Raw genomic sequence first — 15,050 nt, forward strand, 5'->3', positions numbered from 1 at the left:
TCAGTCGATCTTGTTCAGCACTTCACCGACCGCGTCAAACAGACGATCCAGATCCTGCGGCTTGCTGTTGAACGTTGGCCCGAACTGCAGGGTGTCACCGCCAAAGCGCACGTAGAAACCGGCTTTCCACAAGGCCATGCCAGCCTCGAATGGCCGCACGATGGCATCCCCGTCACGCGGGGCAATCTGGATCGCACCGGCCAGACCGTAGTTACGGATGTCGATCACATTCTTGCTGCCCTTCAGACCGTGCAGCGCATTCTCAAAGTGCGGCGCGACTTCGGCTACGCTCTGCACCAGGCTTTCCTTCTGCAACAGGTCCAATGCCGCCAGGCCAGCCGCGCAAGCCACCGGGTGCGCCGAGTAGGTGTAACCGTGGGGGAATTCCACGGCGTACTCCGGAGTCGCCTGGTTCATGAAGGTCTGATAGATCTCGCTGCTGGCAATCACCGCGCCCATCGGAATCGCACCATTGGTGACCTGCTTGGCGATGCACATCAGGTCTGGGGTCACGCCGAAGCTGTCGGCGCCGAACATCGAGCCGGTACGGCCGAAACCGGTGATCACTTCGTCGAACACCAACAGGATATTGTGCTGATCGCAAATCTCACGCAGACGCTTGAGGTAACCCTGTGGCGGCACCAGCACGCCAGCGGAACCGGCCATCGGCTCGACAAACACTGCCGCGATGTTCGACGCGTCATGCAGCTCGATCAACTTGAGCAATTCATCGGCCAGCGCAATACCGCCCTGCTCCGGCATACCACGGGAGAACGCATTGCTCGCCAGCAAGGTGTGAGGCAGATGGTCAACATCCATCATCGCCTGGCCAAACAACTTACGGTTACCGTTGACGCCGCCCAGGCTGGTACCAGCGATATTCACACCGTGGTAGCCGCGGGCGCGTCCGATCATCTTGGTCTTGGTGGCCTGGCCTTTCAGGCGCCAGTAAGCGCGCACCATCTTCACTGCGGTATCGGCACACTCGGAGCCGGAGTCGGTGAAGAACACGTGATTCAGGTTGCCTGGGGTCAAGTCGGTAATCTTTTCCGCCAGTTGGAAAGACAACGGATGACCGTATTGGAAACCTGGAGAATAGTCCAAGGTACCCAGTTGCTTGGTCACGGCTTCCTGGATTTCCTTGCGCGTATGCCCGGCGCCACAGGTCCACAGCCCCGACAACGAATCGTAGACCTTGCGCCCCTTGTCATCAGTCAACCAACTGCCTTCGGCGGCCACGATCAGGCGCGGGTCACGCTGGAAGTTACGGTTGGCGGTGTAGGGCATCCAGTGCGCGTCCAACTTCAGTTGGCTGGCCAGGGACGATGGGGCGTTTTCGGGCATGTTCATCAGCAAAACCTCGCAAGGCAAAAGGCAGCGTCGGGATCGGAAAAGCGTTGTTGCAGCTAAATTGCCACGGGGCTAAAGTCGATGAAATCCAACTCTTCTAACCTTCAGTCAGGACTTCACTAAACTATGAGCAGCCGTCGTCCCGACCCTTTGGCGCAAGTCAGCGACTTTGATATTCGCTTGTTGCGCATTTTTCGCAGCGTGGTGGAGTGCGGCGGCTTCTCGGCAGCGGAAGCCGTGCTCGGCATCGGCCGCTCGGCGATCAGCCAACAGATGAGCGACCTTGAGCAGCGCCTCGGGCTAAGGCTCTGCCAACGCGGCCGCGCCGGGTTTTCACTGACCGAGGAAGGTCGCGAGGTCTATCAGTCAGCCCTGCAATTATTGAGTGCCCTGGAAAGCTTTCGCACTGAGGTCAACGGCCTGCACCAGCACCTGCGCGGCGAATTGATCATCGGCCTTACCGACAACCTTGTCACCCTGCCCCATATGCGCATCACCCATGCACTGGCACAGTTGAAGGAGCGAGGCCCGGACGTGCAAATCCAGATCCGCATGATCGCCCCCAATGAGGTGGAGCAAGGTGTGCTCGACGGGCGCCTGCACGTCGGCGTCGTGCCCCAGGCCAGCGCGCTGTCGGGCCTGGAGTACCAGCCGCTGTACAGCGAACGCTCGCTACTCTACTGCGCAGTCGGCCACCCATTGTTTTATGCCGATAACAAACAGCTGGAAGACGAACGCATCGACGACCAGGACGCCATAGCTCCTACCTTCCGCCTGCCCGCGCAGATCCAGGCCCACTACCAGGCGCTAAACTGCACCGCCAGTGCTTCGGACCGTGAAGGCATGGCGTTTTTGATCCTTACCGGCCGCTACATCGGCTACTTGCCCGACCACTACGCCAGCTTGTGGGTGCAACAAGGCCGACTGCGCGCACTGAAACCAGCTACACGTTTTTACGATTTGAGCCTGGCATCGGTCACACGCAAGGGTCGGCGCCCTCATTTGGTGCTGGAAAGCTTCCTGGAAAGCCTGGCCGCAACCCGCTAACTCGGGCTTCAGGGTAAAAGCTGAACAGGTGGACAGTTTTTTGCAAGGCACAGGGACCTTGAACCGTCCGCCTCGAGTTAACCGCCATGCCCCCAGAATCCTCCAGCTCCAGCGACCTGATCTACGGCCTCAACGACCGCCCGAAACCACTGCCCGCACTGTTGGCAGCACTGCAACATGTACTGGCGGCGTTCGTCGGCATCATCACCCCACCGCTGATCATCGGCTCTACCCTCGGCCTCACCGCCCACTTGCCCTACCTGATCAGCATGGCGCTGATGGTCTCGGGCGTAGGTACTTTCATCCAGGCACGCAGGCCGTTTGGTATAGGCGCCGGGATGATCTGCCTGCAAGGCACCAGCTTTGCGTTTCTAGGCGCGGTGTTGTCGGCAGGCTTTCTGGTGAAGCAACGCGGCGGTAGCCCGGAAGATATTCTGGCGATGATCTTCGGCGTGTGCTTCTTCGGCGCGGCGGTACAGATCGTGCTGAGCCGCTTTATCGGCCAACTGCGCCGAGTCATCACGCCCCTGGTTACAGGGATTGTGATTACGTTGATCGGCATCAGCCTGATCAAGGTGGGCATCACCGATCTCGGCGGCGGCTTCAATGCACCGGACTTTGGCGCCCCCGCCAACCTGGCGCTCGGCTTGTTCGTGGTGCTGACGATCATTCTGATCAACCGCTCCAACACCCCATGGGTACGCCTCTCAGCGATCATCATCGGCCTGGCCCTGGGCAGCCTGGCCGCATGGTTCAGCGGCAAACTCACTCCCCAGGCCCTGCCTGACCTGCCCCTGATCAGCCTGCCTACGCCGTTCCGCTTCGGTTTCAACTTTGACTGGAGCGCCTTCCTGCCGATAGCGCTGATTTATCTGATCAGCAGTATCGAAACCGTCGGCGACCTCACTGCCAATTGCATGATTGCCCGCCAACCGATCAGCGGCCCCTCTTATATAAGCCGACTCAAGGGCGGCGTGCTGGGCGATGGCGTGAGCTGCATGATCGCCGCCACCTTCAGCGCCTTCCCCAATACCACCTTCGCCCAGAACAATGGCGTGATCCAACTCACCGGCGTGGCCAGTCGTTACGTCGGCTTATATATCGGCGCGTTGCTGTTCTGTCTCGGCCTGTTTCCGCTGATCGGCGCCGTGCTGCAGCAAATTCCCAAACCAGTGCTGGGCGGCGCGACCCTGGTGATGTTCGGCAGTGTGGCCGCTGCCGGCGTGCGTATTCTTGCCCAGGCGCCGCTGGACCGACGCAGCATGTTGATCATCGCCACCTCGTTCGGCGTCGGCCTGGGTATCGCTGCCCAGCCCAACCTGCTGCACCTGATGCCAACACTGGTGCAGAACCTGTTCGACTCCGCCATCACCAGCGGCGGCCTCACCGCCATCCTCTTGTGCCTGTTACTGCCGGAAGCCAAGCCGAGTACCACTGCCGTAAATCACACGCGAGAAAGCGACAGCCTGGAACCGCTTTGACGGTTTTATTGCATCGGGACTTGTCTGGGGCTTTAGGGTGGGTTATCTGTGCACACGTCGTCTCTATCGATCAGCACGGAAACCTCCATGAGCCTCGAAGTTCCTGCCCACAGCAACCACGCCGGTAAACCCGCCAGCCGCATTCGGCAAAAGAACGAACAAGCGATTCTCCAGGCTGCTGAAGATGAATTCGCCCGCCATGGCTACAAAGGCACCAGCATGAATACCATTGCTGCCAGTGCCGGGTTGCCCAAGGCCAACTTGCACTACTACTTCACCAACAAGCTGGGGCTGTACATCGCGGTACTCAGCAATATCCTCGAACTGTGGGACAGCACCTTCAACGCGCTGACCGCCGAGGACGACCCAGCCGTGGCGCTCACGCGCTATATCCGCACCAAGATGGAATTTTCGCGACGCCAGCCACAAGCCTCGCGGATCTTCGCCATGGAGATCATCAGCGGCGGCGAATGCCTCACCGAATATTTCAGCCAGGACTATCGCGCCTGGTTCAGTGGCCGGGCGGCGGTGTTCCAGGCCTGGATCGACGCCGGCAAAATGGACCCCGTCGACCCGGTGCATTTGATCTTCCTGCTGTGGGGCAGCACCCAGCACTACGCTGACTTCGCCACCCAGATCTGCCGCGTCACCGGTCGCACCAAGCTGACCAAGCAGGACATGGAAGACGCTGGCACCAATCTGATCCAGATCATCCTCAAAGGCTGCGGCATCAAGCCAGCCCAATAAACGAAGCGAGTTATGTCTTTTACGCTGACAGGCCTTTGCGAATTTCGTGAAGAAATCCGCAAAAGCCGCTTTATCACCCTGGCGGCACCCATCACCAGCCCGCAGGACGCCCAGGCTTTTTTCGAGCAACACAGCGACCTGAACGCCACGCATAACTGCTGGGCCTGGAAGCTGGCCGACCAATATCGCAGCAACGATGACGGCGAACCAGGTGGCACCGCCGGGCGCCCGATTCTTGCGGCCATCGAGGCACAGGGCTTTGATCAGGTCGCGGTGCTGGTAATCCGCTGGTACGGCGGCATCCAGCTGGGTACCGGCGGGCTGGCCCGTGCTTATGGCGGCGGGGCAAACAAATGCCTGCAAAATGCCGAGCGCATCGAACTGATCAGCCGTGTGCCACTGAGCTGCGCCTGTGGGTTTTCCGAGCTGAACCTGGTGAAGCTGCGTGTCGCTGAACTCGCAGGCCTGGTGGTGGAAGAAACCTTCACCGCCAACGGCGTGGAGCTGCAACTTGCACTGGGGGAGGCACACATCGACACCCTGCAAGCCCAGCTCGCCGACCTGAGCCGTGGGCGCATCCTGCTGCAACGCTGAAACTGCTACTGTTACGTGCTGAACTCCCTGAACCGCGATTTCAAAGGAAGCCTTTCATGTCTACGCCAAAAACCGCACTGATCATCGGCGCCTCACGCGGGCTGGGCCTTGGCCTGGTCAAGCAATTGCTCCAGGATGGCTGGGACGTGACCGCCACCGTGCGCGATCCGAACAAAGCCGATGCGCTGAAAGCCGTGGGGCCGGTGCAGGTCGAGAAGTTGGACATGGACGACCAGCAAGCCGTGATCGCCCTGGCCCAACGCCTGAAAGACCGCACCTTCGACCTGCTGTTCGTCAACGCTGGCGTCAAGGGTCCGGCGAACCAGGAGCCCGGCCACGCCACCCTGGCGGAAGTCGGCCAGTTGTTCTTCACCAACGCAGTGGCACCGATTAACCTGGCCCAGCGCTTTGTCGGGCAGATCCGCAAAGACACCGGTGTGCTGGCCTTCATGAGCTCGGTACTGGGCAGCGTGACCATTCCCGACGGTTCGGATCTGGCGCTGTACAAGGCCAGCAAGGCTGCACTCAATTCGATGACCAACAGCTTTATCACCCAACTGGGCGATCACAAGCTGACCGTGCTGTCGATGCATCCGGGCTGGGTGAAGACCGACATGGGCGGCGAAAATGCACATATTGACGTCGACACCAGCGTGCGCGGCCTGGTGGATCAGGTGAATGCCTACACCGGCAAAGGCGGCCACCACTTCGTGGACTACAAGGGCGACACCATCGCCTGGTAAATACACAGATCAACTGTGGGAGGGGGCTTGCTCCCGATAGCGGTGGGCCAGTCCACACAGCATTGACTGACACTCAGCCATCGGGAGCAAGCCCCCTCCCACACTGTCCCTGCTCCTACAGCTAGACCCGGTAATGAACTACACGTAATCTAGCCACCTCGCCCTCCCCGGCGACCCTGGATCAGCAGACAGGGCAACACTGAGCTGGCAAACCTGAACCCATCATTCAGAGGAGCCGGCCAATGCCTGCGACCCGTATCTGGTTAAAAAACCCTCTCGCGATTTTCACTGCCAATGGCCTCGATGCCCGCGGCGGCCTGGTGCTGCAAGACGGTGTGATCACCGAAGTGCTGGCCCAAGGCCAAGAACCGGCACAACCCTGTGCACAGGTGTTCGACGCTCGCGAGCATGTGGTCTTGCCTGGGCTGATCAACACCCACCATCACTTCTATCAAACCCTGACCCGCGCCTGGGGCCCGGTGGTCAACCAGCCGTTGTTTCCCTGGTTGAAAACCCTGTACCCGGTATGGGCACGGCTCACCCCGGAAAAACTTGCCCTGGCCAGCAAAGTCGCCTTGGCTGAATTGCTGCTCTCAGGCTGCACCACCGCAGCCGACCACCACTACCTGTTCCCCGATGGCCTGGAAAACGCCATTGATGTGCAGGTAGAAAGCGTGCGCGAACTGGGCATGCGCGCCATGCTCACCCGCGGCTCCATGAGCCTGGGCGAAGCAGATGGTGGCCTGCCGCCGCAGCAGACCGTACAACAAGGCCAGGTGATCCTCGACGACAGCCAGCGCCTGATCCGCGAATACCACCAGCGTGGCGACGGAGCACAGATCCAGATAGCCCTGGCGCCGTGTTCGCCGTTCTCGGTCACCCCCGAGATCATGCAAGCCAGCGCCGAGCTGGCCAACCGTCTGGATGTGCGCCTGCACACCCATTTGGCGGAAACCCTCGACGAAGAAGACTTCTGTCTGCAACGTTTCGGCCTGCGTACCGTGGATTACCTCGACAGCGTCGGCTGGCTCGGCCCACGCACCTGGCTGGCCCATGGCATTCACTTCAACCCGGATGAAATCGCACGCCTGGGCGCCGCCGGTACAGGCATCTGCCATTGCCCAAGCTCGAACATGCGCCTGGCCTCCGGCATCTGCCCGACCCTCGATCTGCTTGCCGCCGGCGCCCCCATCGGCCTGGGCGTGGACGGTTCCGCTTCCAACGACGCGTCGAACATGATCCTTGAAGCGCGCCAGGCCCTGTACATTCAGCGCCTGCGTTATGGCGCAGAAAAGATCACCCCAGAAGGCGTGCTGGGCTGGGCAACCAAAGGTTCGGCGCAGTTGCTGGGGCGTACGGATATTGGTGAAGTGGCGGTAGGCAAGCAGGCTGACCTGGCGCTATTCAAGCTGGACGAACTGCGCTTCTCCGGCAGCCACGATCCGATTTCAGCGCTGCTGTTGTGCGGTGCGGATCGGGCGGATCGGGTGATGATTGGCGGAAAGTGGCGAGTCATCGACGGGCAGGTCGAAGGCCTGGACCTGAAAGGTTTGATCGCCGATCACAGCCAGGCGGCGCGGCAGTTAATCGCCGGAACCTAAGCCAAACGAGGTTCAAAATGTGGGAGGGGGCTTGCCCCCGATAGCGGTGGATCAGTGACATATAAGTGCCTGAAACACCGTCATCGGGGGCAAGCCCCCTCCCACATTTGATTCTAGGGTGTTCTTAGAAGTCTGGTTACAGCCCCAGCAACGACAACATGATAAAGGTCGCAAACAACACAAAATGGGTCATGCCCTCGATGGCATTGGTTTCGCCATCGTTCAGGTTGATCGCACTGACAATCAGCGTGATAAACACCATCACCGTCTGCACCGGCGTCATCGCCATCTGGAACGGCTGGCCGGAATACAGGGCCATGGCCTCCATCACCGGCACCGTCAGGATCACCGTAGACAACGATGCCCCCAACGCAATATTCACCACCGACTGCATGCGGTTAGCCAACGCAGCGCGCAGTGCCGTCAGGATTTCCGGTGCGGCAGAAATAGCCGCCACCACAATCGCCGTGATCACCGGCGGTGCGCCGGTGCCTTCCAGGCCCAGGTCGAGGGTCTTGGACATCACCTCGGCCAATGCGCCGATCACGATTACCCCAAAGACCAGCGTGCCGATGGAAAACGCCAGGTTGACCGGCGGCGCCTGCTCCTCCTCCGGAGTTTTCTTGCGGCGCTTTTCCGGGTAGCTGTAGCTGAAAAAGTAGCTGTGCGGCCCCACCTGCATGCGCAGGAACAAGGTGTAAAGCACCACCATCGCGCCAATGGTGAAGGCCGAGTAGATTTTCCAATCCGCTTCGGGGATAAACTCCGGCACCACCATCGACACACCCATAGCGGTAAGGATCATTACGCTGTAGGTGCGTGCCGAATCATCGTTGTAAGACTGCTCGCCATGCTTGATGCCGCCCATCAGCGCGGCCAGACCGAGGATGCCGTTGATATCGAGCATCACCGCCGAGTAGATGGTGTCACGCACCAGCGTGGGCGATGGCTCGTTGCTCATCATGATCGCCAGGATCACCACTTCCACCAATACCGCGGCGAGGGTCAGGATCATGGTGCCGTAGGGGTCACCTACCTTTTCCGCCAGTTGCTCGGCATGGTGCGCGACGCGCATCGAAGCCATCACGATAAAGGCGATCAGCGCCAAGCCTGCCAGCAGCGCCACCAGTTGCCCGCTGTGGAGCATCCAGTGCTCCAGCGGGTAGGCGGCAATGGCGGCAATCAGCGCCAGCAACATGAATTTTTCTTGCTTGAGGGATGTGAGCATTCCGGGCCTTTTCATACGGCGAATCAGTCATTGATGGGGTACAGACTGCGCCAAGCCGCTAACGTTTCGTTACACCTTAGTTCACATCAACCTTGCGAGGGTGAGACAAATACTCTCCTGCTGGTCAGGTTTTGCCGATTATTTCAGCCATGGCCTGTAGAATGCCGCCATTGCACCTGATGAGATTTTAAAAATGTACGATTGGCTCAACGCCCTGCCCAAGGCTGAATTGCACCTGCACCTGGAGGGTTCGCTGGAGCCTGAGTTGCTGTTCGCCCTGGCCGAGCGCAACAAGATTGCGCTGCCGTGGAACGACGTCGAAACCCTGCGCAAGGCCTATGCCTTCAATAATCTGCAAGAGTTTCTCGACCTGTATTACAAAGGCGCCGATGTGCTGCGCACGTCCCAGGATTTCTACGACCTGACCTGGGCCTACCTGCTGCGCTGCAAGGCCCAGAACGTGATTCATACCGAACCCTTCTTCGACCCGCAGACCCACACCGACCGTGGCGTGCCGTTCGAAGTGGTGCTCAACGGCATCGCCGCGGCACTTAAGGATGGCGAGCAGCAACTGGGTATCACCAGCGGCTTGATCCTCAGTTTCCTGCGCCACCTGAGCGAAGCCGAAGCCGAGAAAACCCTCGACCAGGCCCTGCCGTTCCGTGACGCGTTCGTGGCCGTGGGCCTGGACAGCTCGGAAATGGGCCACCCACCGAGCAAGTTCCAGCGCGTATTCGACCGTGCCCGTCACGAAGGCTTCCTGACCGTGGCCCACGCCGGTGAAGAAGGCCCGCCCGAGTACATCTGGGAAGCCATCGACCTGCTGAAGATCCAGCGTATCGACCATGGCGTACGTGCCATCGAAGATGAACGCCTGATGCAGCGCATCATCGACGAACAGATTCCGTTGACCGTGTGCCCGCTGTCCAATACCAAGCTCTGCGTGTTCGACGACATGGCCCAGCACAACATCCTCGACATGCTCGAGCGTGGCGTGAAGGTGACTGTGAACTCGGATGACCCGGCGTACTTCGGCGGCTATGTCACCGAGAACTTCCACGCGCTGTACACCTCCCTGGGCATGACCCAGGACCAGGCCAAGCGCCTGGCGCAAAACAGCCTGGATGCGCGGCTCGTAAAGCCATAACCAGCCATCATTAAATGAATGCATGCTAAATGTGGGAGGGGGCAAGCCCCCTCCCACATAGGTTTTGTATTGAGCTTTAGACTTGGGTGAGCTCTTCCAACGTCTTGCCCTTCGTCTCCATCCCAAACACCCACACCACCAGCGCCGCGACTGCAAAGCACAGCGCGCCCAGGGCAAACACCCCGCCCTGCCCTGTTATCGGGAATACCAGCCCGGTCACCAACGGCCCCAGCAATGAGCCAACCCGGCCAACCGCCGAAGCAAACCCAGAGCCTGTCGCCCGCGCCGAAGTGGGATACAACTCCGGCGTGTAGGTGTACAGCACGGCCCACATGCCAAACAGGAAGAACTGCATCAGCAGCCCCGAAGTAATCAGCAGGCCGACGTTGCCGCCAAACACCGCACTTTGCCCATACAAAAACGCCATCACCCCGCCGCCCAGCAGCGTCACAACGCACACCGGCTTACGCCCCCAGCGTTCAACCAGCCACGCCGCCATCAGGAAGCCCGGGATCCCGCCCAGGGAAATGATCACGGTGTAATACACCGACTGGGTCACGGCAAAACCCGATTGCTGCAACAACGCACTCAACCACGATGTCAGCCCGTAAAAGCCGAGCAAGGCAAAAAACCACACACTCCAGATCATCATTGTGCGTTGGCGGTACTGCGCCGACCACAGCTGCTGGAACGCGGAGAAGAAAGTCCCCGGCACAGTCTCGACCCGTGGCAGGGCAACCGGCTCGGGTAAATCAGCTTGGCCCAGGGACTCGCGTACCTTCTGCTCAATGCCCAGCAACACCTTGTCCGCCGCGTCATGCTTTCCGGCCTGTTCCAGCCAGCGCGGTGATTCCGGGATAAAGAACCGGATGGCCAACACAAACACCGCCGGCACCGCCAACACCAGGAAGATGTCGCGCCAGCCAATCACCGGTAACAGGAAGTAAGACAGCACGCCTGCGGCCACAAAACCCAACGGCCAGAAACCATCCATCAACGCGATATAGCGCCCGCGCCCCTTGGCCGGAATCAGCTCCGACAGCATCGACTGAGCGATGGGAAACTCCATGCCCATGCCAATGCCCAGCAGAATACGAAACAACGTCAGCATCTCCACCGTCTGCGCCGTGGAACACAAGTAACTGGCGACGCCCCACAACACGATGCTCCACTGGAACACCGGCTTGCGCCCGAAGCGATCGGCAAGCATGCCGGACAGCGAAGCGCCGACCACCATGCCGAAAAAGCTCGAACTGGCCAGTAATCCGGCCTGGGCGGTGCTCAGGCCAAACTCGGTTTTGATCGAGCCCAACAGGAAGGTCATCATCGCCAAGTCCATGGAGTCGAAGAAAAACGCCAAGGCGATGATGATGAAAATGATTCGATGGTAACCACTGATCGGCAGCCGCTCCAACCGTTCCGCTGCGCTATAGCCCTGTATACCCATGCCACACCCCCTTGTGAAAAATCCCTCGGCGAGTGTGCGACATCGTTATCCCTGGCTATTGCTGGATGCGACCTGACTGAAACCCTGAACGACGCAAACCACTGACGAGGCACCTACACTGCCGCCAGCCGGTTGATTTCCGCGAGCCCGATAGCGGAAACCTGCAAGGCCCGCGACTCGTTGACCACACTGATCCAGCCCGACTGCAGGAACAGCTGCAACAACCCCGCTCCCAACGCCCCGCCCAGATGCGGCTGCTGCTGGCTCCAGTCGAAGCAATCGCAGACCAGCGGCGCCGCCAGGGCCTGGGTAAAAATACCCAGGCCTGCCAAATACTGCGCGCCCTTGACCGTGACCTCGGTACGCTGCTCATGGCGTTCTACCCAGCCTGCCTCCAACATCCGCTGGTACAGCCCAGCCGCCAGCTCGCCGCCGAGATGGCCGTGGCACAGGCGGGCACGCCGCAGCAGCGGTGGCGCCATAAGCGCCGGCGGCAAGGTATTCGGCGTGCTGCGCGCCGCGCTGGCCATGGTGGTACTGGCCAGCGCATCAATAGCGACACTGACATCCGCAGCCGCCACGCGAAACAACCGCTTGCCCCGTCGAGCCTCGGTTCGCAGCAGGCCGCTGCCGGTCAGACGCGCCAAATGCGCATTGGCCGATGCCGGCGACAGTCCGGCCAGGGTCGCCAGCTCTTCTGAAGACTTCGCCGAGCCGTCCATCAAGGCCCAGAGTATGGCCGTGCGTTTGGGCTCGGCGAGCAAGCTGGCGATCTGACTGATGCAAGGTGCTGCTTCCATGTATTCACTCCCTGTTAAACCATTTTCTGCTGCGGTTGAGGCCAAAGTATAGGTGCGCAGGCCAGCGGTTCCGCGGCGTCTGACAGAGCAGATCAGGACAGGATATGAGTGAAACTTCCGACCGTGGCGCAGGCTATTGCCGAGCAGCCATTCGCCCCGGTCGCTGCGCGGTCAATGTCGCACAACGTGCCACGAGCATCCCCCGCAGCAGATTGATCGGTTTGCTCAATTGCGCACGGTGGGCACACAGCAAGTTGAGCGGCGTGCGCTCGCCCTGCAGCTCCGGCAGGATCAAGCGCAAGCGCCCCGCCAGCACGTCGGCGCTTACATCCAGCCAGGACTTATAGGCAATCCCCATCCCCGCCACCGCCCAGCGGCGGACGACGTCGGCATCATCACTGAACCGATCACCACTGACCGTCAAGCTCACTTGGCGTTTGCCGTCATGAAACCCCCAGTGGTCATGCACGCGGGTACCGAGCATGTATAGCAGGCAATTGTGCTGGGCCAGTTGTTCCAGATGGCGCGGCTCGCCATGGCGGGCGAGGTAACTGGGGGCGGCACACAGCACTCGGATATTGTCCGGGGCGATGGGCAGCGCAATCAGGCTGGAGTCTTCGGGTTCGCCATAGCGCAAGGCGATGTCCACCGGCTGGCGGAACAGGTCGGCAATGCGATCGCCGAGCAACAATCGTACGTTTAACTGCGGGTGTTCCTGCTGGAATTCATCCAACCATGGCAGCAACTGGTTTCGCCCGAAATCCGAAGGAGCCGACAGTTGCAACACACCACTGACATGATCCTGGCCGCTGGCCAACAGACGCCGCCCTTCATCCAGAGCGCTCAGCGCGGTACGGGCATACTCCAGGAAACCTTCACCCTCGGCGGTCAGGCGCAAGCTGCGAGTGGAGCGCGCCAGCAAGCGTGCGCCCAGTTGCTGCTCGATACGCTTCAAGGCGGCACTGGCTACCGCTGGCGACAGGTCCATGCCCCGCGCTGCTGCAGACAGGCTGCCCAGGTCCGCCGCCCGCACGAACAACTGCAAATCATCAAAACGCAGCATGCTTTGGCACCCATTATCAAAATTTGGTTGAAACAGACTGCTGTTTTAGCGGCTTTTATCTGCACGGGAAATAGCCAATCATCTCTCTATCCCGTTATCACGTGCCAGGAGTCGAATATGTCCACTGCCTTTAACGTCATCGCCACGCTGATCGCCAAACCCGGCCAACAAGCCACCCTGGAGCCCTTGCTGCGCGGCTTGCTGGAACCGACTCGCCTGGAAGCCGGCTGCGAGCAGTACGACCTGCACCAGGACCTGCAACACCCCGAGACCTTCTACATGCTCGAACGTTGGAGCGATGAGGCAGCACTGGCCGACCATGACCAGAGCGCGCATATCCAGAGCTTTCGCGCCACAGCCGCTGACGTGCTCGAACATTTCGAACTCAAGCGCCTGAAATTTCTCGCCTGATCCCCACATCAAGTCCGCATCACGCCCCCTTTACCGGAGCCGCCATGAAAGCCATTGCCTACTACGCCTCACTGCCGATCCACGACCCAAAATCCCTGCAAGACATCGAACTGCCGGAGCCCGTGGCCGGCCCGCGTGACCTGTTGGTGGAAGTCAAAGCCATCTCAGTCAACCCAGTGGACACCAAGGTGCGCCAGAACGTCGCTCCCGAAAACGGCGCCGCCAAGGTGCTGGGCTGGGATGTAGCCGGTGTGGTCAAGGCCGTTGGCAGCGCCGTGACGCTGTTCAAGGCTGGCGACAAGGTGTTCTACGCCGGTTCCCTGGTACGCCCAGGCGGCAACAGCGAACTGCACACGGTAGATGAGCGCATCGTCGGCCATATGCCCAAGAGCCTGGGGTTTGCCGAAGCCGCTGCACTGCCGTTGACCGCCATCACCGCCTGGGAGCTGCTGTTCGAACGCTTGCAGATAATTGAAGGCAAGGAAGATCAAAGCCAGAGCCTGCTGATCGTCGGCGCTGCCGGCGGCGTGGGATCGATCCTGACGCAACTGGCCAACCAGCTCACCGCGCTGAAAGTCATCGGCACCGCCTCGCGCCCCGAGACCCAGGCCTGGGCCAAGGCCCTGGGTGCCCACTTGGTGATCGACCACAGCCAGCCGCTGAGCGAAGCGCTGAAACAGGCCGGTCACCCGCAAGTGACCCACGTTGCCAGCCTGACCCAGACCGAACATCACCTCGATCAACTGGTGGAGGCGCTGCAACCCCAAGGCAAGCTGGCGCTGATTGATGACCCCAAGGCGCTGGATGTGAGCAAGCTCAAGCGCAAGAGCCTGTCGCTGCACTGGGAGTTCATGTACACCCGCTCGATGTTCGAAACGCCGGACATGATCGAGCAGCACAACTTGCTCAACCGCGTGGCCGAACTGATCGATGCCGGCATCCTGGAAACCACGGTGGGCGAGCACTTCGGTGTAATCAATGCGGCCAACCTGCGGCGTGCCCACGCGCTGCTGGAAAGCGGCAAGGCCAAAGGCAAGATCGTGCTGGAAGGGTTCTGAAAAAACGACTGTCAGTGTCGTCCGTTATTTATGTAAGTAATGGACGACACCATTAGTCCGAGAGTTGACCCTTGTCATATTTTTGCGGGGATTCGGGTTTATATTGGCCGCCTTTGCCACGAGTCTTTTACGCGAGGAAGTCAGCAATGAAGATCCTGATAAAAGCGTTAGCAAAATCCCCAGGCAGCCAATGGCAGGTTCGTCTCGACGGCGAAGCCATCACCTTTCGCAGTGAAGCCGAGGCCCGCGCCTTTGCCGAAACCCTGCAAGCCCGTATCCAGGCGCCCCACCGCTTTCCGCTCGGCCAGCAACGCTGCGCCGCTGGCTGACCCA

15 protein-coding genes are annotated in these 15,050 nt (G+C 60.3%); 10 read left to right on the top strand and 5 right to left on the bottom strand.

Going from position 1 to position 15,050, the window contains the following annotated elements:
- The gene (aptA, locus tag NMB39_RS25410) at positions 1-1,350 is read right to left on the bottom strand and encodes an omega-aminotransferase AptA (protein ID WP_306956980.1); all 1,350 of its coding nucleotides are present in this window, start codon (positions 1,348-1,350) and stop codon (positions 1-3) included.
- A 126-nt stretch (positions 1,351-1,476) separates the two neighbouring features.
- Between aptA and NMB39_RS25415 the strand changes: the two genes are divergently transcribed.
- The 6 genes from NMB39_RS25415 (at position 1,477) to NMB39_RS25440 (ending at position 7,563) form a co-directional block, all read left to right on the top strand.
- Entirely contained in the window at positions 1,477-2,397 is a 921-nt protein-coding gene (locus tag NMB39_RS25415; RefSeq protein WP_043051756.1) for a LysR family transcriptional regulator, read from the top strand.
- An 86-nt stretch (positions 2,398-2,483) separates the two neighbouring features.
- Complete coding sequence (locus NMB39_RS25420; protein ID WP_494339916.1) at positions 2,484-3,878, top strand: uracil-xanthine permease family protein; 1,395 nt, start codon at positions 2,484-2,486, stop codon at positions 3,876-3,878.
- An 87-nt stretch (positions 3,879-3,965) separates the two neighbouring features.
- Positions 3,966-4,625 carry a TetR/AcrR family transcriptional regulator gene (locus tag NMB39_RS25425; RefSeq protein ID WP_043051758.1) on the top strand — a complete coding sequence of 220 codons (660 nt, stop codon included), beginning with the start codon at positions 3,966-3,968 and terminating at the stop codon, positions 4,623-4,625.
- A 12-nt stretch (positions 4,626-4,637) separates the two neighbouring features.
- A complete protein-coding gene (locus NMB39_RS25430) occupies positions 4,638-5,219 on the top strand; it encodes an IMPACT family protein (protein ID WP_057025670.1) in 582 nt (193 codons plus the stop codon).
- 56 nt (positions 5,220-5,275) lie between these two features.
- Positions 5,276-5,962 carry an SDR family oxidoreductase gene (locus tag NMB39_RS25435; RefSeq protein WP_494339915.1) on the top strand — a complete coding sequence of 229 codons (687 nt, stop codon included), beginning with the start codon at positions 5,276-5,278 and terminating at the stop codon, positions 5,960-5,962.
- Positions 5,963-6,204: 242 nt separating this feature from the next.
- Entirely contained in the window at positions 6,205-7,563 is a 1,359-nt protein-coding gene (locus tag NMB39_RS25440) for an 8-oxoguanine deaminase (protein ID WP_494339914.1), read from the top strand.
- Between the two features lie 136 nt (positions 7,564-7,699).
- Here NMB39_RS25440 and NMB39_RS25445 read toward each other — a convergent pair whose 3' ends face one another.
- Entirely contained in the window at positions 7,700-8,791 is a 1,092-nt protein-coding gene (locus NMB39_RS25445) for a calcium:cation antiporter (protein ID WP_046070761.1), read from the bottom strand.
- Positions 8,792-8,984: 193 nt separating this feature from the next.
- On the opposite strand from NMB39_RS25445, the gene NMB39_RS25450 reads away from it, so the two are divergent.
- The gene (locus NMB39_RS25450) at positions 8,985-9,938 is read left to right on the top strand and encodes an adenosine deaminase (RefSeq protein WP_043051475.1); all 954 of its coding nucleotides are present in this window, start codon (positions 8,985-8,987) and stop codon (positions 9,936-9,938) included.
- Positions 9,939-10,014: 76 nt separating this feature from the next.
- On the opposite strand, the gene NMB39_RS25455 is transcribed toward NMB39_RS25450, so the two are convergent.
- The 3 genes from NMB39_RS25455 to vimR form a co-directional block, all read right to left on the bottom strand.
- A complete protein-coding gene (locus tag NMB39_RS25455; RefSeq protein ID WP_057025673.1) occupies positions 10,015-11,385 on the bottom strand; it encodes an MFS transporter in 1,371 nt (456 codons plus the stop codon).
- A 113-nt stretch (positions 11,386-11,498) separates the two neighbouring features.
- Positions 11,499-12,185, bottom strand: a complete 687-nt coding sequence (locus tag NMB39_RS25460; protein ID WP_057025674.1) for an ArsR/SmtB family transcription factor — start codon at positions 12,183-12,185, stop codon at positions 11,499-11,501.
- 133 nt (positions 12,186-12,318) lie between these two features.
- Complete coding sequence (vimR, locus tag NMB39_RS25465; protein WP_494339913.1) at positions 12,319-13,248, bottom strand: transcription regulator VimR; 930 nt, start codon at positions 13,246-13,248, stop codon at positions 12,319-12,321.
- Positions 13,249-13,365: 117 nt separating this feature from the next.
- Here vimR and NMB39_RS25470 point away from each other — a divergent pair, with 117 nt between their 5' ends.
- The 3 genes from NMB39_RS25470 to NMB39_RS25480 all read left to right on the top strand — a co-directional run bounded on the left by NMB39_RS25470 (position 13,366) and on the right by NMB39_RS25480 (position 15,046).
- Positions 13,366-13,659: a putative quinol monooxygenase gene (locus tag NMB39_RS25470; RefSeq protein ID WP_198719626.1), complete on the top strand. Its 294-nt coding sequence runs from the start codon at positions 13,366-13,368 to the stop codon at positions 13,657-13,659.
- 44 nt (positions 13,660-13,703) lie between these two features.
- Positions 13,704-14,717: a zinc-binding alcohol dehydrogenase family protein gene (locus NMB39_RS25475; RefSeq protein ID WP_057025677.1), complete on the top strand. Its 1,014-nt coding sequence runs from the start codon at positions 13,704-13,706 to the stop codon at positions 14,715-14,717.
- 146 nt (positions 14,718-14,863) lie between these two features.
- Entirely contained in the window at positions 14,864-15,046 is a 183-nt protein-coding gene (locus NMB39_RS25480) for a hypothetical protein (protein WP_124399218.1), read from the top strand.
- Positions 15,047-15,050 lie beyond the last annotated feature (4 nt).

It is taken from the genome of Pseudomonas sp. FBCC-B545 (genome assembly GCF_059134095.1).

Bases quoted from the DNA above. Each gene is read 5' to 3' on its own strand.
- NMB39_RS25445 (WP_046070761.1), bottom strand. From the start codon at position 8,791: ATGCTCACATCCCTCAAGCAAGAAAAATTCATGTTGCTGGCGCTGATT.
- NMB39_RS25480 (WP_124399218.1), top strand. From the start codon at position 14,864: ATGAAGATCCTGATAAAAGCGTTAGCAAAATCCCCAGGCAGCCAATGG.
- NMB39_RS25440 (WP_494339914.1), top strand. From the start codon at position 6,205: ATGCCTGCGACCCGTATCTGGTTAAAAAACCCTCTCGCGATTTTCACT.
- NMB39_RS25425 (WP_043051758.1), top strand. From the start codon at position 3,966: ATGAGCCTCGAAGTTCCTGCCCACAGCAACCACGCCGGTAAACCCGCC.
- NMB39_RS25435 (WP_494339915.1), top strand. From the start codon at position 5,276: ATGTCTACGCCAAAAACCGCACTGATCATCGGCGCCTCACGCGGGCTG.
- NMB39_RS25450 (WP_043051475.1), top strand. From the start codon at position 8,985: ATGTACGATTGGCTCAACGCCCTGCCCAAGGCTGAATTGCACCTGCAC.
- NMB39_RS25460 (WP_057025674.1), bottom strand. From the start codon at position 12,185: ATGGAAGCAGCACCTTGCATCAGTCAGATCGCCAGCTTGCTCGCCGAG.
- NMB39_RS25430 (WP_057025670.1), top strand. From the start codon at position 4,638: ATGTCTTTTACGCTGACAGGCCTTTGCGAATTTCGTGAAGAAATCCGC.
- aptA (WP_306956980.1), bottom strand. From the start codon at position 1,350: ATGAACATGCCCGAAAACGCCCCATCGTCCCTGGCCAGCCAACTGAAG.
- NMB39_RS25455 (WP_057025673.1), bottom strand. From the start codon at position 11,385: ATGGGTATACAGGGCTATAGCGCAGCGGAACGGTTGGAGCGGCTGCCG.
- vimR (WP_494339913.1), bottom strand. From the start codon at position 13,248: ATGCTGCGTTTTGATGATTTGCAGTTGTTCGTGCGGGCGGCGGACCTG.
- NMB39_RS25415 (WP_043051756.1), top strand. From the start codon at position 1,477: ATGAGCAGCCGTCGTCCCGACCCTTTGGCGCAAGTCAGCGACTTTGAT.
- NMB39_RS25420 (WP_494339916.1), top strand. From the start codon at position 2,484: ATGCCCCCAGAATCCTCCAGCTCCAGCGACCTGATCTACGGCCTCAAC.
- NMB39_RS25470 (WP_198719626.1), top strand. From the start codon at position 13,366: ATGTCCACTGCCTTTAACGTCATCGCCACGCTGATCGCCAAACCCGGC.
- NMB39_RS25475 (WP_057025677.1), top strand. From the start codon at position 13,704: ATGAAAGCCATTGCCTACTACGCCTCACTGCCGATCCACGACCCAAAA.